26 protein-coding genes are annotated in these 23,451 nt (G+C 51.0%); 14 read left to right on the top strand and 12 right to left on the bottom strand.

The annotated features are described in order from the left end of the window. Nucleotides 1–183: 183 nt before the first annotated feature. Genes asd through KJY73_RS11620 form a run of 3 tightly spaced genes read left to right on the top strand, consistent with a single transcriptional unit; the run spans nt 184 to nt 2,621 of the window. Nucleotides 184–1,041, top strand: coding sequence for an archaetidylserine decarboxylase (gene asd, locus KJY73_RS11610; RefSeq protein ID WP_206593414.1), 858 nt, complete (start codon nt 184–186; stop codon nt 1,039–1,041). A 1-nt stretch (nt 1,042) separates the two neighbouring features. Beyond that, nucleotides 1,043–1,921 (top strand): DMT family transporter, encoded by an 879-nt coding sequence (locus KJY73_RS11615; protein ID WP_214343920.1) that lies wholly within the window; start codon nt 1,043–1,045, stop codon nt 1,919–1,921. Nucleotide 1,922: 1 nt separating this feature from the next. After that, nucleotides 1,923–2,621 (top strand): glycerophosphodiester phosphodiesterase, encoded by a 699-nt coding sequence (locus KJY73_RS11620; protein WP_214343921.1) that lies wholly within the window; start codon nt 1,923–1,925, stop codon nt 2,619–2,621. 7 nt (nt 2,622–2,628) lie between these two features. Here the strand turns inward: KJY73_RS11620 and KJY73_RS11625 are convergent, their stop codons facing one another. From KJY73_RS11625 to gpmM, 5 genes are all read right to left on the bottom strand, one after another. Beyond that, the gene (locus tag KJY73_RS11625; RefSeq protein ID WP_214343922.1) at nt 2,629–3,018 is read right to left on the bottom strand and encodes a MerC domain-containing protein; all 390 of its coding nucleotides are present in this window, start codon (nt 3,016–3,018) and stop codon (nt 2,629–2,631) included. A 94-nt stretch (nt 3,019–3,112) separates the two neighbouring features. Beyond that, nucleotides 3,113–3,901, bottom strand: coding sequence for an SDR family NAD(P)-dependent oxidoreductase (locus tag KJY73_RS11630; protein WP_214343923.1), 789 nt, complete (start codon nt 3,899–3,901; stop codon nt 3,113–3,115). A gap of 4 nt (nt 3,902–3,905) precedes the next feature. Then, nucleotides 3,906–4,664 (bottom strand): divergent polysaccharide deacetylase family protein, encoded by a 759-nt coding sequence (locus KJY73_RS11635; RefSeq protein ID WP_232848578.1) that lies wholly within the window; start codon nt 4,662–4,664, stop codon nt 3,906–3,908. A gap of 103 nt (nt 4,665–4,767) precedes the next feature. After that, nucleotides 4,768–5,898: a murein hydrolase activator EnvC family protein gene (locus KJY73_RS11640; protein WP_214343924.1), complete on the bottom strand. Its 1,131-nt coding sequence runs from the start codon at nt 5,896–5,898 to the stop codon at nt 4,768–4,770. A gap of 17 nt (nt 5,899–5,915) precedes the next feature. Further along, on the bottom strand, nt 5,916–7,451 hold the full coding sequence (gene gpmM / locus KJY73_RS11645; RefSeq protein WP_214343925.1) for a 2,3-bisphosphoglycerate-independent phosphoglycerate mutase: 1,536 nt from the start codon (nt 7,449–7,451) through the stop codon (nt 5,916–5,918). 252 nt (nt 7,452–7,703) lie between these two features. On the opposite strand from gpmM, the gene KJY73_RS11650 reads away from it, so the two are divergent. The 4 genes from KJY73_RS11650 to gpsA are packed head-to-tail and all read left to right on the top strand — an operon-like array spanning nt 7,704 to nt 9,966. After that, entirely contained in the window at nt 7,704–8,129 is a 426-nt protein-coding gene (locus KJY73_RS11650) for a rhodanese-like domain-containing protein (RefSeq protein ID WP_206593421.1), read from the top strand. 36 nt (nt 8,130–8,165) lie between these two features. Further along, nucleotides 8,166–8,423, top strand: a complete 258-nt coding sequence (gene grxC, locus KJY73_RS11655; protein WP_206593422.1) for a glutaredoxin 3 — start codon at nt 8,166–8,168, stop codon at nt 8,421–8,423. Nucleotides 8,424–8,449: 26 nt separating this feature from the next. Beyond that, the gene (gene secB, locus KJY73_RS11660) at nt 8,450–8,959 is read left to right on the top strand and encodes a protein-export chaperone SecB (RefSeq protein WP_214343926.1); all 510 of its coding nucleotides are present in this window, start codon (nt 8,450–8,452) and stop codon (nt 8,957–8,959) included. Further along, nucleotides 8,959–9,966 (top strand): NAD(P)H-dependent glycerol-3-phosphate dehydrogenase, encoded by a 1,008-nt coding sequence (gene gpsA / locus KJY73_RS11665; protein WP_214343927.1) that lies wholly within the window; start codon nt 8,959–8,961, stop codon nt 9,964–9,966. The genes secB and gpsA overlap by 1 nt, the downstream gene beginning before the upstream one ends. A gap of 36 nt (nt 9,967–10,002) precedes the next feature. On the opposite strand, the gene trmL is transcribed toward gpsA, so the two are convergent. Then, the gene (trmL, locus tag KJY73_RS11670) at nt 10,003–10,467 is read right to left on the bottom strand and encodes a tRNA (uridine(34)/cytosine(34)/5-carboxymethylaminomethyluridine(34)-2'-O)-methyltransferase TrmL (protein WP_214344616.1); all 465 of its coding nucleotides are present in this window, start codon (nt 10,465–10,467) and stop codon (nt 10,003–10,005) included. Nucleotides 10,468–10,580: 113 nt separating this feature from the next. Between trmL and KJY73_RS11675 the strand changes: the two genes are divergently transcribed. Further along, complete coding sequence (locus tag KJY73_RS11675; RefSeq protein ID WP_332874195.1) at nt 10,581–11,510, top strand: cation diffusion facilitator family transporter; 930 nt, start codon at nt 10,581–10,583, stop codon at nt 11,508–11,510. On the opposite strand, the gene KJY73_RS11680 is transcribed toward KJY73_RS11675, so the two are convergent. Genes KJY73_RS11680 through KJY73_RS11690 form a run of 3 tightly spaced genes read right to left on the bottom strand, consistent with a single transcriptional unit; the run spans nt 11,470 to nt 14,592 of the window. Beyond that, complete coding sequence (locus KJY73_RS11680) at nt 11,470–12,513, bottom strand: alpha/beta fold hydrolase (protein ID WP_232848579.1); 1,044 nt, start codon at nt 12,511–12,513, stop codon at nt 11,470–11,472. The genes KJY73_RS11675 and KJY73_RS11680 overlap by 41 nt on opposite strands. Further along, on the bottom strand, nt 12,503–13,900 hold the full coding sequence (locus tag KJY73_RS11685) for an ATP-binding protein (protein WP_214343928.1): 1,398 nt from the start codon (nt 13,898–13,900) through the stop codon (nt 12,503–12,505). The genes KJY73_RS11680 and KJY73_RS11685 overlap by 11 nt, the downstream gene beginning before the upstream one ends. Next, complete coding sequence (locus KJY73_RS11690) at nt 13,897–14,592, bottom strand: response regulator (protein ID WP_214344619.1); 696 nt, start codon at nt 14,590–14,592, stop codon at nt 13,897–13,899. Before KJY73_RS11690 ends, KJY73_RS11685 begins: the two co-directional genes overlap by 4 nt. Nucleotides 14,593–14,747: 155 nt before the next feature. Here KJY73_RS11690 and KJY73_RS11695 point away from each other — a divergent pair, with 155 nt between their 5' ends. Beyond that, nucleotides 14,748–15,521 carry a Spy/CpxP family protein refolding chaperone gene (locus KJY73_RS11695; protein WP_214343929.1) on the top strand — a complete coding sequence of 258 codons (774 nt, stop codon included), beginning with the start codon at nt 14,748–14,750 and terminating at the stop codon, nt 15,519–15,521. Between the two features lie 70 nt (nt 15,522–15,591). Here KJY73_RS11695 and KJY73_RS11700 read toward each other — a convergent pair whose 3' ends face one another. From KJY73_RS11700 to argE, 3 genes are read right to left on the bottom strand one after another with little or no spacing between them, the layout of a single operon-like run. Further along, complete coding sequence (locus tag KJY73_RS11700) at nt 15,592–16,005, bottom strand: methylglyoxal synthase (protein ID WP_214343930.1); 414 nt, start codon at nt 16,003–16,005, stop codon at nt 15,592–15,594. 19 nt (nt 16,006–16,024) lie between these two features. Further along, the gene (gene hxpB, locus KJY73_RS11705; protein WP_214343931.1) at nt 16,025–16,705 is read right to left on the bottom strand and encodes a hexitol phosphatase HxpB; all 681 of its coding nucleotides are present in this window, start codon (nt 16,703–16,705) and stop codon (nt 16,025–16,027) included. 11 nt (nt 16,706–16,716) lie between these two features. After that, nucleotides 16,717–17,865, bottom strand: a complete 1,149-nt coding sequence (gene argE, locus KJY73_RS11710) for an acetylornithine deacetylase (RefSeq protein WP_214343932.1) — start codon at nt 17,863–17,865, stop codon at nt 16,717–16,719. Between the two features lie 228 nt (nt 17,866–18,093). Between argE and argC the strand changes: the two genes are divergently transcribed. From argC to argH, 5 genes are read left to right on the top strand one after another with little or no spacing between them, the layout of a single operon-like run. Continuing rightward, the gene (gene argC, locus KJY73_RS11715; protein WP_214343933.1) at nt 18,094–19,119 is read left to right on the top strand and encodes an N-acetyl-gamma-glutamyl-phosphate reductase; all 1,026 of its coding nucleotides are present in this window, start codon (nt 18,094–18,096) and stop codon (nt 19,117–19,119) included. Then, nucleotides 19,116–19,886 carry an acetylglutamate kinase gene (argB, locus tag KJY73_RS11720; protein ID WP_214343934.1) on the top strand — a complete coding sequence of 257 codons (771 nt, stop codon included), beginning with the start codon at nt 19,116–19,118 and terminating at the stop codon, nt 19,884–19,886. Before argC ends, argB begins: the two co-directional genes overlap by 4 nt. 31 nt (nt 19,887–19,917) lie before the next feature. Continuing rightward, nucleotides 19,918–20,826, top strand: coding sequence for an ornithine carbamoyltransferase (locus tag KJY73_RS11725; RefSeq protein WP_214343935.1), 909 nt, complete (start codon nt 19,918–19,920; stop codon nt 20,824–20,826). 11 nt (nt 20,827–20,837) lie between these two features. Then, nucleotides 20,838–22,055 (top strand): argininosuccinate synthase, encoded by a 1,218-nt coding sequence (locus KJY73_RS11730; RefSeq protein ID WP_214343936.1) that lies wholly within the window; start codon nt 20,838–20,840, stop codon nt 22,053–22,055. After that, complete coding sequence (gene argH / locus KJY73_RS11735) at nt 22,055–23,440, top strand: argininosuccinate lyase (protein WP_214343937.1); 1,386 nt, start codon at nt 22,055–22,057, stop codon at nt 23,438–23,440. The genes KJY73_RS11730 and argH overlap by 1 nt, the downstream gene beginning before the upstream one ends. The last annotated feature ends 11 nt before the right edge of the window (nt 23,441–23,451 follow it).

The raw sequence follows: 23,451 nt of genomic DNA on the forward strand, positions 1-23,451 counted from the left end.
GCAGTCTATGGCGAATCCATGAATAATTTATTTACCTTTAATTAAGGTTTTAGGTATTTAATATTTCATTGTGTTGATAAGTGATCCAACCCGGAAATTCTGACTGAGAGCGTTTTGGTATTTCGACTGGTCGGGGCGCTTAGGGTACAATCTCCGCGGTTATTTTCATCAGGAAAGAAAAACGTGCAGCCAATTAAGGTCAGCCTTCAGTATCTGCTCCCTAAACATGCCTTGTCCCGACTGGTGGGCAAGTTAGCCGCCGCACAAGCCGGGTTTCTCACTACCTGGCTTATTAAGCTGTTTATCAAGCAATTTAACGTGGACATGCAGGAAGCAAAGCAACCTAATCCCGAAAAATATAAGAGCTTTAATGAATTCTTTACCCGTCCGCTAAAAGATGGCGTGCGTGAGATTGTCGAAGACCCGCTAAAGCTGGCCCATGCTGTGGATGGCACGGTTAGCCAATTGGGAGATATCGAAGCCGATCGGATTTTCCAGGCCAAAGGCCATGACTATAGCCTGGCGGCATTGCTTGGTGGTGACGCCGAGCTGGCAAAGCCCTTCGAAGGGGGCAAGTTCGCCACTATTTATTTGTCCCCCCGTGACTACCATCGCATACATATGCCTATGGATGGGCAACTGACCGATATGGTGTATGTACCGGGTGAATTATTCTCGGTTAATCCCCTGACTACCGCCCATGTGCCTGGCTTGTTTGCCCGCAATGAACGCGTGGTGAGCTTCTTTGATACACCGCACGGCAAGATGGCGCTAGTACTGGTTGGTGCTACTATTGTGGCCAGTATTGAAACCAAGTGGGCTGGCACTGTCACGCCACCAACAGGTAAACAGGTTCAGCGTTGGCAGTACCCCGCACAGGGCAATAATGCAGTGGCGCTGAAAAAAGGCGAAGAGATGGGATTGTTCAAGCTTGGCTCAACCATAGTGGCGGTTTTCGAACCGGGCATGGTGGAGTTTGAAAACATGCAGCCAGGTGACGTAACGCGTTTAGGCCAGCCTTTCGCCACTCTGAAATCCTGACGTGGACCCGGTTAAGAAAAGCCTGTGGTCTTTGCACCTGGCAGTCATACTGCTGGGTGCCACTGCACTGTTCTCCCGCATTATTCCGCTATCTGCTCTGGATATTACCCTGGGGCGGGCGGTCATTGCCTTTGTAGTTTTAGCGTTGTTGGTACGCCTGAGCGGCGGCAATCTGCGTTTTCAGCGTACCCGTGATATCGGTATTGCTATCGTACTGGGCGGTCTGATGGCCGTGCATTGGGTCACTTATTTTGCGGCCATGCAATATTCATCGGTATCGGTAGGGATGATTGCACTTTTCACCTTCCCGGTTATCACGGTATTACTTGAGCCGTTTTTTGAAGGCATCAAGCTGGTTTGGCAGGATTTGGTTAGTGCCGTAGTGGTATTGGCGGGCATCTGGCTAATTGTCCCTGAAGCGTCTTTGGGCAATGAGGTGACATTAGGGATTGCCGTCGGGGTATTTTCCGCGCTCTTATATGCCCTGCGTAACTTGTTGCATAGAAAATACTTTTCCCATTATGGCGGTGCCCAAGCCATGACCTATCAAACACTGGTGATCGTGCTTTGCCTATGTTGGTTTGGTTCTGCAGAGCTCTATCAGGCATCCCAGCATACCTATCTGATGCTACTTATTCTCGGCACTATCTGTACGGCGGCGCCGCATGCCCTGGTGGCCTATACCTTGATTCATCTGCGTGCTAAAACCTTCTCCCTGGTGGCCTGTATGCAACCTTTGTATGGGGTGGTGCTAGCTATTTTAGTGCTGAACGAGCAGCCAAGCTGGCAAACTCTGGTGGGGGGAATTATGGTCATTAGTGCGGCCATTTATGAAACCATTAACGCCAACAAGCTGCATCCTGGCAAAGGACATAGCTGAAATGCTGATTTTCGCCCATCGCGGTGCCAGTAAAGCGGCACCGGAGAATACGCTACAAGCCATGCAATATGCACTGCAAATGGGTGCCCATGGTATTGAAATTGATGTGATCCAGGCCGCTGGCCAATGCTGGGTGATTCATGATGCCTGGGTTCAGCGTACCACCAATGGACAAGGTCGCCTGGACCAGATGACAGAGGCGCAGATTCGTCAGTTGGATGCCGGGAATGGCCAGCAAGTGCCAACCCTGTTTGATGTGATGGCGCTGGTGGGTAACCGCTGTTTGCTGAATATCGAACTCAAAGGCATCACTGATCTGGCGCATTTTCTCAAGCACCTGGACAGCGCCTGCGAGACGCTGAATATTGGCTACCAACAACTCTTGTTGTCTTCTTTTGACCACCCGTTGCTGGCAAAACTGGCGCATTTACGCCCGGAGTTAACCATTGGTGCTTTAACCGCCAGTTGCCCGCTTCACTATGCCGCTTTTGCCCAGGAGCTGAGCGCTGCTTCGGTGCATACCGATATTGCCTTCACCAACCTGGAATTCGTACAGGACGCTAAGGCCAGAGGCTTGAAAGTCTATGTCTACACAGTAGACGAAGTACAGGATATGCAACGACTTAAAAGCTGGGGGGTAGACGGTATTTTTACGAATGTGCCCGACAGAGCGCTGGCGTGGTTACAGCAAGCCGACTAACGTCTCTTTAGTGGTCGTCACACTGACGGCAGCTTTGGCACAGTTTCAGATTCACCATATGGGCAGCAATAATCAAGATCGCACCAACGGCAATGGTAAAGGGCTCATACTCGTGGCCAAACATGTCCTTATTCCAATAAATAAGGCCGCCTAAAGCCAGGCTGTAGAGAGGGTATATCTGGCGGTGGTAGCGGTAAAAGCCGGACAGCAATGCCCAAAATCCAATTACCAGAGAAACGCTTAGAATAATGCGTTCAAACCATGCGTCAGCAAAGAAGCTGGCACCAACAAAAGGTAATAATGTAATAAGTACGGGCAGCAACAGGCAATGCAAAGCACACAGGCTGGATGCCCATATACCCATTTTATCTAACAAGTTGTTGCGCTTGTTTGCCATAGTCCACTGTATTGCCGTATTTAAGGGTCGTTATAGTATAACATCCTTGTAAATTGGCAAGCGAAAAACCAGCAGATTAGGCTAACTGGCTGGTTCAGCGAATATTTTTTCTTGCGCTTAAGCGGGTAAAGAAAACCGGAAACCAACGTTTTATGGTAGGCGCCCAGGCACTGAGTCCTTTACCTATCACCACTTCAAACTTGTCTTTTTGTATGGCGCTGAGTATATCCTGCGCGCACTGCTGCGGGCTGATTCCGTCGGCAATGGATTTAGCCACTCGGCCATACTGGGTTCCTTCGGCCGTCAGGGCGTTGACAGAAATATTGGTTTGCACAAAACCAGGGCAAACATTCAGTACTTTAAGTCCGTTGCACGCCTCTTCTGCACGCAGGCAATCCATGTAGCCAATCAGGGCATGCTTTGAAGCAGAATAACCCGACATGCTTTGACCACCAACCTTGCCTGCCACGCTGGCAATATTAACTATCATGCCTTTGCTGGCCAGCAGCGCCGGCAATAAAGCCTGGCTGAGAGTGATAGTGCCGAAATAGTTAACTTCCATCACCTGACGTTGCACAGAAACCGGCGTATCCGCCGCCAGCCCACGCTGAGAAATACCACCATTATTGATCAGGATATCCAGACCTTCTGGCAGTGGTGTATTGGCAACCACTGTACTGATGCGCTCCCCGTCAGCTAAATCCAAAGGCACGATGCGGTGGCGCTTGGGATGTTGCAGAGACTCGAGTAGTGTCTGTAGTTTATCTTCTGACCTGGCACTGAGAATCAACTTGGCGCCAGCGGCGTCCAGGGCTCTGGCGAGCGCCTCACCGATACCCATTGAAGCACCGGTCAACCACACAACTCTATCTTGAATCTGCATCACTTTACTCCGTTACAGGGGCTGTTTCGCTTTGCTCGATTTGCACTAAGTGTTTTTCCCGCATCAAGTTGCGAATGGGCAACAATTCAATGCCTTGCTCTTCCAGTTGGGGTAGTTGAGCAGCGAGAAATGTCAGGGTTTCCTGATATGGGTGGCCTATGCCCACCGCATAATCCGATTTCTTCGCAATGCGCACCAAACGTTTGAATTGTGCTTCAATATGTTTTGGATCTTGAAGATGGTCGAGAAACACATGGCGGTGTGCACTAATAACCCCATGATGTTTGGCAATTTGCTCAGCTTTACTGAACTTGGTGGTGCGGCTGTCGACAAAAAATAATCGGTTATCCCGCAGAAAATCCATGGTCGCATTCATCGGCTGACTGAGTTGGGTTAGCTTGCTGCCCATATGATTATTCAGACCTATGGCGTTGGGAACTGAGTCCAGAGCAGACTTCAATTGCAGTTGGATGGATTCATCCGGCATATCTGCTGTCAGGGCGCCTGGTCCAAGTCTATTGCCCGCTAGCGCTTCCATAGGCATATGCAGAATGACATCTCGTTGCTGCGTGTCAGCAAGCTTGGCATAAGTCTTTGAGTAAGGGGTATGCGGAAGGATCGCGAAAGTGACTTCAGCAGGCAGCGCAAAGGCTTGTCTGTCCTGCTTACGATAACCCATGTCATCAATGATCAATACAATACGCCCGGCGTACAAGGGGCATGAGATGATGAGCAGGAAGACAAAACTGACAATTTTGAGCAAGTGGCCGGCTTCTTATTATGGTTATGGCAACTGAGACTAGCATGCCAGCTTTAGGCGCAAAATATCAACTGTCATGTCGGTTTATAACACCAGGTTGCCGACCTCAGGGTTTTTCTAGCCAACCAGCCGGGCTAATGGCCTGACCTTTGTGGCGTAGCTCAAAATACAGTGCCGGGCTAGTTTGACCGCCGGTTTGGCCGAGCAGCGCTACTTCTTCTCCTGCTTCAACGGACTCACCGACACCTTTGAGCAACGCCTGATTGTATCCGTACAGGCTCATGTAGCCGTCGCCATGGTCGATCACTGTGACCAGACCAAATCCGCGTAGCCAATCAGCAAACAGCACTTTTCCATGATGTACTGCGCGTACGGCATCACCGGTATTGCCCTGGAATAGCACCCCTTTCCAATGCACTTGCCCCTGTCGGCGCTTGCCAAACAGATCGCGCAGTCGGCCTTGAGCGGGACGCAGCAGCTTCCCTTTCATGTTATCCAAACCTGCCAGGGTTTGATTCTGCCTGGCAGCCAATTCGGCAGCGCGCTGAATGGCCTGGATAAGATTCTGTTCGTTAATCTGTAGCTGCTCTATTTGTGCAGCTTCTGTATCTATGCGTTTAGCCAGTTCCGATAGCGTGCGTTCGCGCTTCTTCTGCTCTGACGCCATAAGTTGGCGCTGTGCTTCCTGAACCTGTTCCAGTTTGACTAACTCGGTTTGCTTGCCCACCAGTTCCAGACGCACCACTTCCAGTCTTTTAACCATCTCGGTGAACTCGCGTATCTGCGTCAGACGCGCTTTATTCAGATAACCATAGTAGCTAAGCATGCGTTCAAGCTTGGCGGCGTCTTCCTGGTTAAGCAGCATTTTGGTGAAATCATGCTGGCCTGTCATATAAGCGCTACGCAACTGTGCGCCTAATGCATCTTGTTGCTGGCGGATTTTGCGCTGCAGCTGTCCGGCTTCTTTCTTCAGCTTGTCTTGCTCGGCTTTGTTGGCGTCCAGTCTAGTGCGAGTGCGTTTTACATCCTTAACCAGGCCAGCGATATCTTTCTCGGCTTTTTGTAAGCTGGCTTCCAATTCCTTGGCGTCGGACAGGCGCAAATCCAACTGCTGTTGACGCTGCTTGATTTGCTCCTGCAAGGCTTTGAGTTGCTGGTCGGTATCGTCTTGTGCCAGCACGGGCCAGGCAAGCAAACAAAACAAACAAGGCCACAGCAGTGGCCTGGTGAATTTCATGGGCAGAAACCTAACCATTAATCCTTGAGGGTAACTATAGGTTTGCCGGTCATTTCGGCCGGTTGTGGCATGCCCATCAGATGCAGCATGGTTGGAGCTACATCACTTAGGGTGCCGCCACTGCGAACCGAAGCGTCGCGACCGACATAGATAAAGGGCACAGGATCGCTGGTATGGGCGGTATGGGCCTGACCTGAATTGTGGTCGACCATTTGTTCGGCGTTGCCGTGATCGGCAGTAATCAGGCATTCGCCACCGACTTTTTGCAGTGCCTCAACCACTCTGCCGATGCAGGCATCTACTGCTTCGCAGGCTTTTACTGCAGCGTCAAACACACCGGTATGCCCCACCATGTCACCATTGGGGTAGTTACAGATGATGACATCAAACTTGCCTGACTCTATAGCGCCGACCAATTTGTCGGTCAGCAGCGTTGAATTCATTTCCGGCTGCATATCGTAGGTGGCTACATCAGGAGACGGTACCAAAATCCGTTCCTCACCTTCAAATAGATCTTCACGACCGCCACTGTAGAAGAAGGTCACGTGAGCATATTTCTCGGTTTCGGAAATGCGTAGCTGTGTTTTGCCGTGACTGGCCAGCCACTCACCCATCACGTTGTGCAGCTCTTCAGGCGGATAAGCGCAGTCTGTTTGGATGTCTGCTGCATATTGCGTCAGCATCACGAAGCCACTCAACGCCGGGCGTTTGGCACGAGTGAAACCGTCGAACCCGTCGTCAACAAATGCACGAGTAATCTGGCGGGCACGGTCAGCACGGAAGTTCATAAAAAACAATGCATCACCGTCCTGAATTGGCGCGGCTTCGCCAATGACGGTAGGTTTAACGAACTCGTCATTCTCATTGCGCTCGTAAGCGGCAGCTAAGCCATCCAGGGCTGATTGAGCCTGGTAATCGGCTTTACCCTGGGTCAGTAAGTCATAGGCGGCCTGCACTCTGTCCCAGCGATTATCGCGATCCATAGCAAAATAACGACCAACTAGAGAGGCTGTCTTACCAACACCCAGTGTGGCAAATAGGTTGTCGGCCTTTTCCAGTGACCCTTGGGCACTGCGAGGCGGCGTATCGCGACCATCCAAAAAGGCGTGCAGATAGATTTGCTTGGCGCCGCGCTTGGCTGCCAGCTCAATCATGGCCAGAATATGCTCGTCATGACTGTGTACACCGCCAGGCGACATCAGCCCCATAATATGTACCGCCTTGCCGTTTTGAATGGCCTTGTCGAGATTGGCGACTAACACAGGATTGGTAGCAAACTCACCATCTTCAATGGCTTTGGTGATGCGGGTAAAGTCCTGGTACACAATACGACCAGCGCCAAGATTAACGTGGCCAACTTCAGAGTTGCCCATCTGGCCTTCTGGCAAACCGACATCCAGACCCGAACCGGAAATCAGAGTATTGGCGTAGGTTTGAGTCAGTTTGTCCAGCACGGGCGTATTGGCGTGGGCAATGGCATTGTCCTGCTTATCTTCACGATAGCCCCAACCATCAAGAATGATTAACACCAACGGATGCTTTTTCTGACTCATCATCGAACTCCTACTTGAGAATATGGCGGCATGTTATACCAGTTTGCCGCCCAGATGGTAAGGGACGCTAACCTTCAACGCCAATAGCTATTGCCAATTGATGTAATTGATAAGGTTATAAGCTGACCTGTTTTATTGTTTTGGCTGGCTGCCATAAGCGGAATATGGGGTAGCAGGGACTGTTTTCTGCGGTCAATTTCTATATACTTTGCAGTCATTTTTTTACGCACCTTTGTTATAGGCGAACCTTTTATGCAGCAGTTTATCGAATTCATCGGTAACCATTATCTTCTGTCCAGTGCCTGGATTGCACTGATGGTGTTGCTGGTTTACAGCATGGTCAGCAGCAAACTTTCTCCGGTTAAAGAACTGGGTACGCATGAAGTGACCATGTTAATGAATAAACAAGATGCGGTGGTGATAGACATTCGTAGTCAGAACGAATTCAAGAAAGGTCATATTCTGGGTGCCAAGCTGGTTCCGACAGAAAAAGTCAACAAAGGTGACTTTTCTGCCCTTGAAAACAGTAAGGACAAACCCATTATTGTTGTCTGTGCAATGGGCATGACCGCAAAACGCACGGCAGCACAAATGCTCAAGGCTGGTTTCAGCCAGGTGTCTGTGCTTAAAGGCGGTATGAATGCTTGGCAAAGTGCGAACTTGCCTGTAGCCAAGTAACCCAAATGTTTTAATGCGGCTGTTGTGAGGTTGGCCATGACGAAAGTGGAAATTTATACCAAAGCTTATTGCCCTTTTTGTGTGCGTGCCAAACAGGTTCTCACCAGTAAAGGGGTGACGTTTAAGGAATATCCCATCGATCAACAGCCTGAATTGCGCGATCTTATGATTGAGCGGGCCAATGGCCGCTATACGGTGCCGCAAATTTTCATCGATGACCTTCATATTGGTGGTTGCGATGACATGCTGGCCCTGGACGCCCAGGGGCGCCTGGACGAATTATTGGCTGCTTAAAGCCTTAAACACTTTTAGGAACGAACATGACAGAAGAAGTAAAAGCAAACGGTTTGGATCAGGCGCAGGCTGCACAACCACAATTTGCCATTCAGCGTATCTACACCAAAGATATCTCTTTCGAGTCACCTAATTCACCCGCGGTTTTCCAACAAGAGTGGAAACCTGAAGTGAAAATGGACCTGGACACCCGCAGCACCAAGCTGGATGACAACAGCTACGAAGTGGTGCTGTCTGTAACAGTGACCGCCAATGCGGGCGACCAAACTGCGTTTTTGGTTGAAGTACAGCAGGCCGGTATTTTTACAATTGCCGATATGTCAGACCAGCAAAAAGCCCACATTCTGGGTTCATTTTGCCCGAACACCTTGTTCCCTTATGCGCGTGAGTGCATCTCCAACCTGGTGAACCGTGGCACTTTCCCGCAGTTGAACCTGGCCCCTGTTAACTTTGACGCGATCTTTGCTGCTTATATGCAAAAGCGCATCGAAGAAGCTCAGGCTCAACAGGCTGCAGCGCAAAGCCAAGAGGCCTAATGACTGCTAACGCGAAAAGCATGACAGTCCTGGGGGCGGGGTCGTACGGCACCGCCCTTGCTTTTTGTTTTGCCAGAAATGGTTTTCCGACCTGGATTTGGGGGCGGGATGCTGAGCAAATGGCACAGATGGCACAGGACAGGGTCAATGACCGCTATCTGCCCGACGCACCGTTCCCTGAACAATTGCATGTAGAAGCTGATTTGGCCAAGGCCGTGGCTGCCAGCCCCAATATTTTGGTTGTGGTGCCAAGCCACGGCTTTGCTGCATTGCTCAAGCAAATTAAGCCTATGCTCACTGATGAGCATCGCATTGTGTGGGCGACCAAAGGGCTAGAGCCTGATACTGGCTGCTTGTTGCAGGACGTAGCAAGACGAATTTTGGGTGACGAGGTTTCACTTGCTGTGTTGTCCGGGCCAACCTTTGCCAAAGAAATGGCGGCCGGTTTACCTACGGCCATTTCATTGTCATCTACCGACGATCGGTTTGTTGACGACATTGCCGATATGCTGCACTGCGGCAAATCGCTTAGGGTCTACAAAAATACCGACTTTATCGGCGTGCAATTGGGCGGCGCGGTGAAGAACGTGATAGCCATTGGCGCAGGATTGGCCGATGGTATTGGTTTTGGTGCTAACGCGCGTACGGCTTTGATTACCCGCGGTCTGGCAGAAATGACCCGTTTGGGTGCAGCCCTTGGTGCGGAAGTGAGTACCTTTATGGGCATGGCAGGTCTGGGCGATCTGGTGCTGACCTGTACCGATAATCAATCACGCAATCGCCGTTTTGGTTTGGCGCTGGGTAAGGGCATGTCTGTGCAGGAAGCCATAGACAGCATCGGCCAGGTGGTGGAAGGTTACCGCAATACCCGTGAGGTGTATTTACTGGCACAGCGTCAGGGTGTTGAGATGCCCATTACTGAGCAGATCTATCAGGTGCTCTATGAAGGTAAGCCCCCCAAAGAGGCCGCATTGGCTTTACTGGGCAGGGAGAAGAAATTCGAGTAAGGGTTGTTGCCCGGATACGGTTAGCTGGCGGTGTACTTACACCGCCCCTTCAAACCCCAGTTGCCGCCAGGCTTCAAACACCATCACCGCGACGGCATTGGATAAATTCATACTGCGACTTTGTGCCAGCATGGGAATCCGCAGTCGCTGCGCCGGCGGTAAAGACTCAATCACATCCATAGGTAAGCCACGACTCTCGGGGCCAAACAACAACGCATCACCTTTTACGAAACCTGCTTCGCTATAGTTGGCTTGGCCTTTCGTGGTGCAGGCAAAGAGCCGGGTTGGTTTAACCGCATCCAAGCAGGCCTGCAAGTTATCGTATTGACCCACAGCGGCAAATTCATGGTAGTCCAGACCGGCTCTGCGCAGCCGTTTGTCATCCCAGGCAAAGCCCAACGGACCGATGAGATGCAGACGAAAGCCGGTGTTAGCACACAAACGGATGATATTGCCTGTATTGGGCGGAATTTCGGGTTGATAGAGCAGAATATCCAGCATAATTCGGGACAAAGGCCAAAAGAGGCTTAGCATATCATTTTCTACCGCATACTGCCTGGCCTGTGCACGAGCTCAGATGAAAGGGTATACTGCTGCCATTGGCGTGGTAAAAAGTGAATAGGATCAGAGTGGTAGTTAAAAGCGAAATCAAGGACAGCTATAGTTTCTGGGTGAAGTTTGCCAGTTCTTTTGCCTTGTTTGCGGCATTCTCCATGATTCTGGTTAAAATTTGGGCTTGGTATCAAACCGACTCTGCGGTAATGCTGGCCTCGCTGACAGATTCCTTTTTTGACGTAGCCGCGTCCGTGATTAATTTCTTTGTCATCCGCTATGCCTTGATGCCAGCCGATGATGACCATCGCTTTGGTCATGGCAAAGCCGAATCCCTGGCCGGACTGGCGCAGGCCGCGTTTATCTTCGGTTCGGCTTTGTTGTTGGTGTTCCACAGTATTGAACGACTGAAGAATCCTTCGCCCCTGCAACACCCTATTTTAGCTGTGTATGCCACACTGTTTACCGTGGTGATGACCATAGTGCTGGTATGGGTGCAGCACCAAGCCATTAAACGTACCCGCTCTGTAGCGATTCGAGCCGACTCTTTACACTATAAATCCGATTTACTGATGAACCTGGCAGTGCTGCTGTCGTTGTGGTTAACCACCCAGGGCTATTTATCCATGGATGCCTGGTTTGCTATTGGCATAGCATTTTATTTGATGTGGGGGGCCAAGAGCATAGTGCAGGAATCGGCGAATGCCTTGATGGACAAAGAGCTGCCAGAGAGTTTTAGTGAGCAGATAAGAGATTTGGCCTTGTTACACCCTAAAGTCCATGGCATTCACGATATTCGTACTCGCCAGGCGGGGCGTACCATATTTATTCAGTTTCATTTGGAATTGGACGATCATATGCGTCTGTTGGACGCCCATGATATCAGTGACTGGGTGGAGGCTAAGGTTAAGCATGCGATCCCCGAAGCTGAGGTGCTAATCCATCAGGACCCTATTTCGGTGACTGAAAGAAATCCAGAATTGCCCGCATAGTCGGCTGGCGATATTCATCGGCTTCCATTAATAGTTCGTGGCGGGCTTTAGCAATGACCTGCAACTGGCAGCGGGGCAACATGGCGCATACATGATCCTGGGCCTGATTCTCCACGACCAAATCGTTGCCAGCCTGTAGCACCAGAATAGGGCTTTCTATCTGATTGGCCTGCTCGGCAACTTTGTCCATGGCGGCAATTGAGGCATCCAACCAGTCAAAGGTGACCCCGCCTAATTGTAATTTGGGCTCTTGCTCATATTCCTGACGGAAGAATTGATAGCGGCTCTTGCTGTGCGTGAGCGTATTGAGGGCGAAGGGCACCGCCAGGTAGTCGCCTTGGCCGATAAAATACCAGGGACGGGAAGCAAACCAATGATTAAAGGTTTGGCCTGTGTTGATCAGCGCCTTGGCCAGCCACATAGGCAAAGGGGTTTTAATTCCATACATGGGAGAAGTGAAGGCTGCTTTGGCAAAGTCATCCGGGTAACTGGCAAGATATAAGGTGCCAATTGCGCCGCCCATGGAATGACCTAGCAGCAAGGGTTGATGCTGACTGTTGGGAACCACGATCTGTGAGTAAAAGGTTTTAAGATCGTCAACATACTGCTGATAGTCCTGCACGAAGCCCTGATGTGGGTTGTCGCTCATGCGACCAGATAAGCCCTGACCTCTATGATCAAGGATAAACACCGAGTAACGGTTCTGGTATAAATCAAACAGTACTTCTTTGTATTTCAGATAGCCCTCAATCCGCCCACTACTGATGACGATACTGCCTGTTGCTTCCGGATGCAGAACATAGGCGTAATGAATAGGCACTTCCGCCACTCCGTTAAATTCACCGGTTTTAACTTGGTTGTGCCAGAAGCCTTGGATCTGAGTGGGGTAATGTGATTCGAGTTGGGTTTCGTCGGAAAAGTAATAATCCATAGCTGACAGGGTAGGGCAAAAGCCTAAAGATAGCAGAAAGCAGACCCAGAAAGGCAGGAGTTTATGGTTCAAGGCTATCAAGCTCCATTGTGACTTGCAGTCCACCTTGTGGCAGATTTTCTGCCCATATTCTGCCACCATGAGAAGCAATAGCACCAGCGGCAATGGCTAATCCTAAACCTGTGCCACCGGATTCTCGATTTCTGGCACTGGATACCCGGTAGAAGGGTTTAAATACTGCCTGCAGCTCATCTTCTGGCAGGCCGGGTCCGTCATCGATAATACGAATTTGTAATCGCTCGCCCTGCTGAATACAGTCCAGGCTCACGCGCGAAACACAATAACGCAGGGCATTTCGCAGCACATTTTCCAGCGCACTACTGACCAGTCGCGCATCGATATCGAGAATTTTTTGCTGGGGATAGTTGCATTCAAATCGCCGCTGCTTGGCCTTTGCTTCAAACTGAATGTCCTGACAAAGCGGTGCCAGCAGCTCGTCCAAACTGATACGCTGTTTGACCAGCTTTTGTTGCCCGGCATCCAGTTTGGCCAGGGTTAGCACATGCTCCAGCATGGTATCAATGCGATTTGCCTCGTGTTCAATTCTGGCTAGTTCAGGAATCACCTGTTGCTCGCGCTGTTGGGCAATGCCAATGGCCACTTGCAGTCTGGCTAACGGGGAGCGCAATTCATGGGAAATATCTGCCAGTATTCTTTTCTGACTATCAACTAACGCCTGCAGTTTATCCGCCATATGGTTAAACTCCCGGCCCAATTGCCCAACCTCATCATGGCGGTGAGCTACCTGGTCGGCCCGGCTATGCAAATTACCGGCGGCCATGGCCTGGGTGGCTTGCTTCAACTGACCTATGGGACGAATGAGTGACCAGGCTAGCAACATGCATAAGCTGCCACTTAGCCCTAACACCAGCGAGGCCAGTAAATATGGATGCTCCATAATCTGTCCGAGCATGCCAGGCGGGCGATGCCGGCCGCTGAACAGCAGATACTGCTGGTTACCCAGAGTGACAGGTAAGGGGCCAGTGAATTGCCAGAACAAACTCTCTACCTGAATCATTCCGGTTTGCTCTTTTAAGGATAAAAATGGCTGGATGTTAAAGCGTTCATCACCGGGAAAGCCGCGGATATAAGTGTCATTCTGCTGGTTTAACAATAACAACCCCACCCGACTACGCATGCCAATACCTTTTAACAATCTTGCCAGGCCCGCTTCATCAATATTGCGTTTTTCAGCCAGTTCTTGCAGCTTAGCGCCCATTTGATGGAGTTTTTTTACTTGTGCAGCTTCAGCTGGAGCGTAACTGGACTGTTCAGCCAACTGCCTTGAGGTCCAGCCAGTCGCGATAATCATGATCAGTGCAGTTAGCCAGAACCATAAGAAAATGCGCCCAAACAGGCTATTTAAGGGGTTGAGTTTTAGCCACCATCTGGACTTCATCTGATCTCTACCAACATATAACCAGCACCGCGAATAGTGCGGATCCGTTCCTCATCAGCGATGTTGGCAAGTTTTCGACGTAAGTTGCTGACGTGCATATCAATACTTCGATCAAAGGCACTCAGTTTACGGCCCAATACTTTTTCGCTTAAATCTTGCTTGGTGACCAGTTTACCTGTGTTGGCCATCAACAAATGCAGCATACCGAACTCGGTTCCGGTTAACTCCAGCTCAATGCCACTTAAAGATGCTTTTTGCGTAGAAGGGTCCAGGTGTAACTTGTCGATTTGCAGCTGTTGCTGCTGGCAAGTAACAGATAACAACTCCATGCGCCGAACAATTGCTTTGATGCGCGCCGACAGTTCTCTTGGGTTAAAGGGCTTGGGCAGGTAGTCGTCCGCCCCTAGTTCCAGGCCAAAGATGCGATCAAAGTCATCGCCCTTGGCGGTAAGCATTAACACAGGGGTGAGATGAGTTTGACGAAGCTGTTTTAGCACTTCAAAGCCGTCGAGTTCAGGTAGCATCACGTCTAGCAGAATCACATCGAAATGCTGCCCACTGGTTGCCAGTGCGAGCCCTTGCTTACCCGTATGCGCGAGGGTGAGTTTATAGCCCTGTGGTGACAGGTAATCACCTAGCAAAGCCGCCAGTTCAGTATCATCGTCAATCAGCAATATAGACTTATCCATCAGGCTCAACTCTAATCGGCTTCTGAATCTGATGCTAACCCCGCTGCTGAAATTGTCAAAGTTGCCTCTTCACACCTTTACACAAGCTTTACACTGGCTTTGCGTTACTTTGCATTGCAATGGCTAGACTGGTTCTCGAGTCAACCAAGGAGTTTGTTATGAGAACATTTGCTAGAAAATTGCTATTACCCCTGGCTATTGGTTTATCCCTTGGGGCAACAGTACAAGCCAAAGAGCCACCCCATGGGCCGATGCACAAGATGTTTGACGAGCTGCAATTAAGTGAACAGCAGCGTCAGGATATCCGCACATTGTTCAAGCAAAGCCGGGAAGATCGCCGGGTATTTCGCGAAGACGGCCAGATACTGCATGAACAGAAACAGGCACTGATCGAAGCGCCAAGCTGGGATGAGCAAGCCGCGTTGGCTTTACTCAGCGAGGCGCAGGCTGAGCGCCGCACCGCTATGTGGGCACGGGCTCAGATGGACCAAGCTGTGTGGAATCTGCTGACAGAAGAGCAACGCGAAGTTTGGGCTGATATGCAAGAAGAGCGCTTTGAGCGCCCTGACCGGGCCCCCTTTAGCGGACGTTGGTTGAAGAAGCTGGGGTTAAGCGATGAGCAGCAGGTGGCCCTTGCTGAACTGCAGGCGCAAGCTAAAGCAAGTCGTGAGCAAAATCACAGCTTAAGGCAAGCATTTGATGGGCAGGAGCTGGCGCTGATAGAGAAAGCAAGCCTGACCGAAGCGGCTTGGCAGAGTCTGTACGAGCAGTATCAGCCGCAGTTCCAAACCGCTGCTTTGCAAAGGCTGAAACAACGCTATGATTTTTATCATCTGCTGACGGCTGAGCAGCAAGCCAAGCTTGAGCAGTTTAAACAGCGACGTGAAGCGCACAAGGATAAATCTAAGCCTCGTCCGCACAAGCCAGACTAGCCGGGGCATTTGATAAGGGTCCATCTGGCACTAGCCCGATGGACCTTCTTAGTTGCAGCTGTCAGCCCACCTATTTACCGTAATCGGGTAATTTACGTACGTGCTGACTGTCTTCAAACAAGGGCGATGTAATCATCAGATCTGCGGTGGCTTCATTACAGGCTACCGGCAGGTTCCAAACACTACAAAGTCTTAGCAGCGCTTTCACATCCGGGTCGTGAGGGGCTGGATTAAGCGGGTCCCAGAAAAAAAACAGGGCATCCAGGGTACCTTCGGCAATCAATGCGCCAATCTGCTGGTCGCCACCAAGGGGACCGCTCTTAAATCGGTGCACGGGTAAACCTAACGCTTCAGACAGCAGCCCGCCTGTGGTACCGGTAGCTACCAGTTTGTGTCTGGCCAAAATCGCTCTGTGTTGTTTGGCCCAACCAATCAGATCGGGCTTCTTATGATCATGGGCTACCAGAGCCAAGGTTTTTTGCATGAATAGGTCCTGTTAGGGGTCAGCCAGCCAGTTTCTGATTATTAGGCCATTGGAATTGCGGTAAATCCAGCGCCTGCTCCAAGGAGTCGAGCAGAATATCCGCCATAGTAAATTTACCAGGATCTTTATGGCCAGCTTCAGGTACGGCAATAGTAAAGAGTCCGGCAGCTTTGGCGGCTTGGGCGCCACGGGCCGAATCTTCAAATGCGACGCAACGGGCGGCATCTAATCCGAGCTTGTTCAGGGTAGTGAGATACACGGCTGGGTTTGGTTTGCCTGCCACTTCATGTTCTGCTGAGTGGTATAAACCTATGTAGTCACGCAGTTGCAGTTTATCCAGCACCGCTTCAATCAAGCGACCGACAGAGCCCGATGCCACGGCGAGAGTCAAACCCAGGCTCTGGCAATGCTGGAGTAAATCATACACGCCGGGTAAGGCCTGGCCCTTACGCTGGACCAACTCTATGACTCTATCTTCCAGTTTGCGCGCGACCTCTTGCACATCCTGACGGTCAATGTTGAAACTGTTATACCAGTAGCGCACTACTTCTTCGGTGCTAAGGCCGGTGGTCTGAAAGCACATAGACTCGGTCAGACGAATGCCGACTGTGGCAAATACTTCCTGCTCGGCCTGACGCCATAATGGCTCTGAATCAATCAGCAGGCCATCCATATCAAAAATCACTGCTTGTAACTGCAATCTTCTCTCCACTATTTCAAACAGACCTGGCCGATTAAATGGCGCAGTAAATTGATGGTCGGATTAACGTAATCTAAGGAAATAAACTCGTCCGGCTGGTGGGCCTGGTCGATGCTTCCCGGCCCTAACACCAAGGTGTCGCAACCTAGCTGGCTGACAAAGGGGGCCTCGGTGCAGTAATTGGCACTGGTGGCGCTAAAGCCGGTGAATTGCTCGGCCAGTTCCAGCAACGCTGTTTCATTCCGGCTGGCAAAAGATGGCACGGTGTCATACATCAAGGCGCGGCTTAAGCGGCCTGGGTAAGCGGTGTAAACCGGCGCCAGCGCCTGGTCAATGCGTGCAATGGCTTCATCGTCACTAAGACCGGGCACTGCGCGTAAATCAAAGTTCAGCCGGCAATGACCACAGATTCGATTCTCACCATCGCCACCGTGTATATGACCCAGATTCATGGTGGTTTTGGTCACGCTAAAGGCCGGATCCACATACTGAGCCGCCAGTTGGTCTCTGAGTTTCATCAGTTCGCCTACCGCCTGGTACATAATCTCAATGGCATTAACGCCTTTGTCCGGATCGCTGGAGTGGCCTGCTTTACCTGTGATCTCCAGGGTATGCGCCATATGACCTTTATGTTTGCAAATGGGTTTTAGCCCGGTTGGTTCACCAATGATGGCCATATCGGGTTTGATCAGCTGTTGCTCGGCAAAGAAACGAGCGCCGGCCATCGAGGTTTCTTCATCGGCGGTAGCCAGAATGTATAGCGGTTTGTTCAGCTTGTTTAACGGAATATCCCGCAGGGCTTCGAGAATAAAGGCAAAGAAGCCTTTCATATCGCAGGTGCCGAGCCCGTATAGCTTGTTATCTTTTTCCGTGAGGTTAAAAGGATCAAACTGCCATCGTCCCTCATCGAAAGGAACAGTATCTGAGTGGCCGGCCAGCAACAGTCCACCATCACCACTACCAATACGGGCCAGTAAATTGAACTTGTGCCGGGTATTGGGCACCGGCTGAATACTTATGTGAAAGCCTAAATCTTCCAGCCAACTGCCTAGCATTTGCAGCAATGGCAGGTTGCTTTGGTCTATTTTTTCATCGAATGCGCTGATGGTCGGGTGCGCAATGATTTGTTTGTAAGCGTCCAGGAAATGCGGCATTTTCATAATAAGTTCACAAAATAAATATGCACAATTGTTGAATAAATATGTGTTTGGTGGCAAAGTATCTCACAATTCATACTTTAGTGCATCCAGATCCCTTAATGCAGCAAAATTTGCCGCCATCTTTTTTACTTCTCGCCAGGCGACGACATTAGCCTCTGTCCCGCTTTCGCGGGCTTGTAACCTTATTTTGCTACACTTGTTGTCTTTAACACTTCGAAAATTCTTATCATGATGAAAACCTGTATTGTTGGTGCCAGTGGATATACCGGAGCAGAACTGGCGGCATTGCTTGCTAAACATCCGGGCTTTGAACTGGCGGCGTTATTTGTCTCACAAGGCAGTCAGGACGCAGGAAAGTTGCTCAGCGACTTATATGGTCGTTTTACCGGCTTGCTGGATATGCCCTTGCAACCCTTATCGCAAGATAAGCTGGCGCAACTGGCCGCAGACTATGACCTGATCTTTCTGGCCACACCACACGAAGCCAGTCATGAATGGGCGGCCACCCTCACCTCTGGCAAGGCTGTGGTGATGGACCTATCCGGCGCCTTTCGTTTGAAAGACAAAGACATCTTTGCGCGTTTTTATGGCTTTGCCCATGAGCAACCAGAGCTGCTGCAAGATGCGGTATACGGACTGGCTGACTGGCATGGGGATAAAATTCGTCAGGCCAAATTGGTGGCGGTACCTGGCTGCTACCCCACGGCGTCTCTGACGGCACTGAAACCTTTGCAAGTCTGTGGACTGTTGGATGAACAGCAGTGGCCGGTAATTAATGCGGTATCCGGGGTGAGCGGTGCCGGACGCAAAGCCGCATTGAACACCAGTTACTGTGAAGTCAGTCTGCAAGCTTACGGTGTGCTTGGGCACAGACATCAGCCGGAAATTTCTGCCGAGTTGGGACGTCAGGTTATCTTCACGCCGCATCTGGGCAATTTCAAACGTGGCATATTGGCCACGGTAACCGTTAAGGTTAAAGCCGGTGTAACGGCATCTCAGGTGAGTGATGCTTATAACTCCGCCTATCAGGGCAATCCTATGGTGCGGATTCGCAGTAGCTGGCCGAAGATCGACGAAGTGGCGGGTACCTGCTATTGCGATTTGCACTGGAAGCTGGATGAAACGTCCGGGCATCTGGTGGTGACCAGTGCCATTGATAACCTGCTAAAAGGTGCAGCCGCACAAGCCTTGCAATGCGCCAATATCCGTTTTGGCTACGCCCCTGAGACGGGTCTGGCGGAGAAAACCGTATGAAACCCTTAATCGTTAAAGTCGGTGGTGCTTTTATTGGTGATGCGCAAGCAGCCAAAGCCCTGCTTGATGTGTTGGCCCAGTTGCAAAAAAGCCGACCTGTGTTGTTAGTACATGGTGGTGGCCCGATTGTAGAAGAGTGGATGGTGGCCCTGAATCTGAAAACCGTCAAGATAGATGGTTTGCGGGTCACCAGTGCCGAACAAATGCCTTATATTGTGGGTGCTTTGGCTGGAACGGCTAACAAGCAACTGGTGGCGCAAGCCATCGCTAGCGGTCTGAACCCTGTGGGACTGGCACTGACTGACGGCGGTATGGTGAAGTGTACCCCGATGGATGCTAAATATGGTGCAGTGGGCAGTGTTGAGCCAGCTGATGCCACCTTGCTGAAGTTGTTACTTAGCCAGGATTATCTGCCCGTGGTCAGTTCTATTGGTGCCGACCCATCCGGTCAGTTACTCAACATTAATGCCGACCAGGCGGCCACTGTGATGGCCCAACTGTTACATGGCGAGCTAATTTTGTTGTCTGATGTGGCTGGCGTATTAGACGCAGACAAACAACTGCTCAGCGAACTGAATGCCGTACAAATTCAGCAATTAATCGACGCTGGTGTTATCCGTGACGGCATGACTGTCAAAGTTGAAGCTGCGCTCAGTGCTGCACGTGATATTGGCGTGCCGGTTACTATCGCCAGCTGGAAACAACCCGAATCTTTGTTGCGCCTGGCGGGCAATCAGTCCGCCGGAACGCGTATTTATCCTGACTGAAACCCATTTAGGGGAAACTGGGGAAAGACCTATGAAAAAGGATCTGCTGACTTTTGCTGATTGGAGCAAAGCAGAACTACTGAGCCTGCTGGAGCTGGCTCAACAGACTAAGCAAAATCCATCTGCCTATCGTAAGGCGCTGGATGGCAAAGCCGTCGCTGCTCTGTTTGAGAAGCCTTCATTACGTACCAGGGTCAGCTTTGACATAGGTATCAACAAGTTGGGTGGCCATATGGTGTATCTGGACAGCCAGGCCGGTAAGCTGGCTGGCCGTGAAGATGCCCGTGATATGGGCGGTAACCTGGCGTGCTGGGCCGATGCCATTGTAGCCCGGGTTTATAGTCATCACACCCTAGTGCAGATGGCCGAAGCCTCGAAGGTGCCGGTCATCAATGCCCTTTGTGACTTGTATCACCCTTGTCAGGCGCTGGCGGATTTTCTCACCATCAAGGAAGTGCTTGGTGAGGTGGAAGGCTGTCGTCTGGCTTATATAGGTGACGGTAACAATGTCAGTAACTCACTATTATTGATGGGGGCTATCCTGGGTGCCGATGTACGGGTGATAACGCCGGTTGGTCACGAAGTGAAGCAAGAAATCCTCGATCAGGCGTCTCGTCTTGCCCAAATCAGCGGCGGTAAGATAACCGCCAGTAACGAGTTGAGTGCGGCCACTGGCTGTCAGTTTTTGTATACCGATACCTGGTTATCCATGGGGGATACAACACCACTGGCGCAAATTAAAGATAAGTTCCAACCTTATCAATTGAACAACGCTTTGATGGACAGCTGCGGTGCGACTTATGCTATGCATTGCCAGCCAGCTCATCGGGACCTGGAAATAACCAGTGAATTAGTTGATGGTGAGTGTTCGCTTCTGCTTCAACAGGCAGAAAATAGGATGCACGCCCAGAATGCGATTTTAATCAGCCTGCTCGGCTAAGGAAAAACAGAATGTCAAAGTCTCAAGTGAACAAAGTGGTATTGGCCTATTCTGGTGGTCTGGATACTTCCGCCATCATTCCATGGCTGAAAGAAAACTATGACTGCGAAGTGGTCGCTTTCGCGGCTGACGTGGGTCAGGGTGATGAAGAGCTGCAAGGCCTGGAAGAAAAGGCCATCCGCAGCGGTGCCAGTGAATGCCATATTGTTGACCTGAAAGAAGGTTTTGTCGGTGATTACATTTACCCCACAGTGATGACGGGTGCCGTTTATGAAGGTCAGTATTTGCTGGGTACTTCAATGGCACGCCCCATTATTGCCAAGGCGCAGGTTGAAGTGGCATTGAAAGTTGGTGCCGATGCACTGTGTCACGGTTGTACCGGTAAAGGGAATGACCAGGTGCGTTTTGAAGGTGCCTTTGCTGCTCTGGCTCCACAACTGAAAGTGATTGCTCCTTGGCGTGAGTGGGACATGCATTCCCGTGAAGACCTGTTGGCCTACCTGGCCGAGCGTAACGTGCCGACCACAGCGTCTGCGACCAAAATTTACAGCCGTGATGCCAACGCTTGGCATATCAGCCATGAGGGTGGCGAGTTGGAGAACCCTTGGTGTGAACCTACCAAACAAGTTTGGACCATGACGGTAGATCCAGAAGATGCCCCTAATCAGGCTGAACGTGTACAGCTTGGTTTTGAGCAAGGCCGTCTGGTGTCCGTTAATAACGAAAAACTCAGCCCCTACCAGGCGTTGGTTAAGTTAAACCAGATTGGTGCAGCCCACGGTGTTGGTCGCTTGGATATCGTTGAGAACCGTCTGGTTGGTATGAAGTCCCGCGGCTGCTATGAAACGCCGGGAGGAACTATCCTGATGGCCGCTTACAAGGCCCTGGAGCACCTGGTACTGGATAAGAGCGCACTAAAATTCCGTGAGCAACTGGGTCTGGAATTCTCTCACCTGGTGTATGACGGTCGTTGGTTCACGCCGCTGAAAGATTCTATTCTGGCTGGCGCCCAGGCGTTTGCCAACCAGATCACCGGCGATGTTGTGGTGAAGCTGTATAAAGGTCAAGCCACCGTTGTTCAGCGGCGTTCGCCCAACTCCTTATACTCAGAAGATTTCGCCACCTTCGGTGCGGACGATGTGTATGACCAAAGCCATGCAGAAGGTTTTATCCGTTTGTATAGCTTGGCCAGTCGTATCAAGGCCCTTAAAGACAAGGGACAAGCCTAATGGCGTTGTGGGGCGGACGCTTCCAGGGCGGAAGCAGCGACATGTTCCGGCAGGTGAACGATTCCCTGCCCTTTGACCAGCATCTGGCCAGTCAGGACATTCGCGGTTCAATCGTCTGGTCTCGTGCCATTGCCAAAGCTGGTGTCCTGACCGAATCCGAACAACAGCAACTGGAGCAGGCCTTAAATGGTCTGCTGGCCAAGGCCGAAGCCGGTGAGCTGGACTTTGCGGGCAGCAATGAAGAAGACATTCACAGCTTCGTGGAAGCGGCGCTTACTGAACAGTTGGGGGACATTGGTCGCAAGCTGCATACCGGTCGCAGCCGTAATGATCAGGTGGCCACCGATTTTCGTTTGTGGGTGCGTGAGCATTGTCAGCAGCTACAGCAGGACCTGCGCCAGCTAAAAGCGGCATTGGTGAAATCTGCCGAGCGTCATCAGCATGTAATTCTGCCTGGTTATACGCATCTGCAGCGCGCTCAGCCGGTACGCTATCCCCATTGGTGTTTAGCTTATGTGGAGATGTTCAAGCGTGATATCAGCCGCATGGGCGACCTGCTGGTCAGAATGAACCAGTGCCCTTTGGGCAGTGGTGCACTGGCCGGCACTGTGTATGCTATTGATCGTCAGGACATTGCTGAGCAACTGGGCTTTGACAGCCCCTGTCAGAACAGCCTGGATGCGGTGTCTGATCGTGATTATGTGTTGGAACTGCTGTTTTGTGCAAGTACCAGCATGATGCACTTGTCGCGTATGGCTGAAGACATGATTTTCTTCAATTCCGGTGAAGCAGGCTTTCTGCGCCTGGGCGACAATGTTACCTCCGGCTCGTCATTGATGCCTCAGAAGAAAAACCCTGATGCACTGGAGCTGATCCGTGGCAAATGTGGGCGGGTATTCGGCAGCCTGCAAGGCTTATTGGTGACTATGAAAGGGTTACCGCTGGCCTACAATAAAGATATGCAGGAAGACAAAGAAGGTGCCTTTGACGCCGTCAATCAATGGCATATCTGTCTGATGATTGCCTGTGAAGTGGTCGACAGTGTGGAACTGAACACCGAGCGCTGTGCTCAGGCCGCACGTGAAGGTTACGCCAATGCTACAGAGCTTGCGGATTATCTGGTGGGTAAAGGTGTACCTTTCCGCACTGCCCATGATATCTCAGGTCAGGTGGTGTTGACTGCGTTAGCCCAGGGTAAAGCCATTGAGGAGCTGAGTCTGGCAGAGATGCAGAAGCATTCCGCTTTGATTGGTGACGATGTTTACCCTGTGCTGCAGTTGGAGTACCTGGTGGACAAGCGCAATATTCTGGGTGGCACGGGTAAAGACCCTGTGTTTGCGGCACTTAAGCGCGAGCTTGCCGCTATTGCCGACGAACAGTGCTAGAGGAGTCTCGC

Origin of the sequence: Bowmanella yangjiangensis, assembly GCF_018531185.1 — a bacterium.
Taxonomy (GTDB): Bacteria; Pseudomonadota; Gammaproteobacteria; order Enterobacterales; family Alteromonadaceae; genus Bowmanella; species Bowmanella yangjiangensis.

What these genes read in the sequence shown, in the direction of transcription:
- KJY73_RS11620 (WP_214343921.1), top strand. Translation starts at nt 1,923, where the DNA reads ATGCTGATTTTCGCCCATCGCGGTGCCAGTAAAGCGGCACCGGAGAAT.
- KJY73_RS11625 (WP_214343922.1), bottom strand. Translation starts at nt 3,018, where the DNA reads ATGGCAAACAAGCGCAACAACTTGTTAGATAAAATGGGTATATGGGCA.
- KJY73_RS11630 (WP_214343923.1), bottom strand. Translation starts at nt 3,901, where the DNA reads ATGCAGATTCAAGATAGAGTTGTGTGGTTGACCGGTGCTTCAATGGGT.
- KJY73_RS11640 (WP_214343924.1), bottom strand. Translation starts at nt 5,898, where the DNA reads ATGAAATTCACCAGGCCACTGCTGTGGCCTTGTTTGTTTTGTTTGCTT.
- gpmM (WP_214343925.1), bottom strand. Translation starts at nt 7,451, where the DNA reads ATGAGTCAGAAAAAGCATCCGTTGGTGTTAATCATTCTTGATGGTTGG.
- KJY73_RS11650 (WP_206593421.1), top strand. Translation starts at nt 7,704, where the DNA reads ATGCAGCAGTTTATCGAATTCATCGGTAACCATTATCTTCTGTCCAGT.
- grxC (WP_206593422.1), top strand. Translation starts at nt 8,166, where the DNA reads ATGACGAAAGTGGAAATTTATACCAAAGCTTATTGCCCTTTTTGTGTG.
- secB (WP_214343926.1), top strand. Translation starts at nt 8,450, where the DNA reads ATGACAGAAGAAGTAAAAGCAAACGGTTTGGATCAGGCGCAGGCTGCA.
- gpsA (WP_214343927.1), top strand. Translation starts at nt 8,959, where the DNA reads ATGACTGCTAACGCGAAAAGCATGACAGTCCTGGGGGCGGGGTCGTAC.
- trmL (WP_214344616.1), bottom strand. Translation starts at nt 10,467, where the DNA reads ATGCTGGATATTCTGCTCTATCAACCCGAAATTCCGCCCAATACAGGC.
- KJY73_RS11685 (WP_214343928.1), bottom strand. Translation starts at nt 13,900, where the DNA reads ATGAAGTCCAGATGGTGGCTAAAACTCAACCCCTTAAATAGCCTGTTT.
- KJY73_RS11695 (WP_214343929.1), top strand. Translation starts at nt 14,748, where the DNA reads ATGAGAACATTTGCTAGAAAATTGCTATTACCCCTGGCTATTGGTTTA.
- KJY73_RS11700 (WP_214343930.1), bottom strand. Translation starts at nt 16,005, where the DNA reads ATGCAAAAAACCTTGGCTCTGGTAGCCCATGATCATAAGAAGCCCGAT.
- argE (WP_214343932.1), bottom strand. Translation starts at nt 17,865, where the DNA reads ATGAAAATGCCGCATTTCCTGGACGCTTACAAACAAATCATTGCGCAC.
- argC (WP_214343933.1), top strand. Translation starts at nt 18,094, where the DNA reads ATGATGAAAACCTGTATTGTTGGTGCCAGTGGATATACCGGAGCAGAA.
- argB (WP_214343934.1), top strand. Translation starts at nt 19,116, where the DNA reads ATGAAACCCTTAATCGTTAAAGTCGGTGGTGCTTTTATTGGTGATGCG.
- KJY73_RS11725 (WP_214343935.1), top strand. Translation starts at nt 19,918, where the DNA reads ATGAAAAAGGATCTGCTGACTTTTGCTGATTGGAGCAAAGCAGAACTA.
- KJY73_RS11730 (WP_214343936.1), top strand. Translation starts at nt 20,838, where the DNA reads ATGTCAAAGTCTCAAGTGAACAAAGTGGTATTGGCCTATTCTGGTGGT.
- argH (WP_214343937.1), top strand. Translation starts at nt 22,055, where the DNA reads ATGGCGTTGTGGGGCGGACGCTTCCAGGGCGGAAGCAGCGACATGTTC.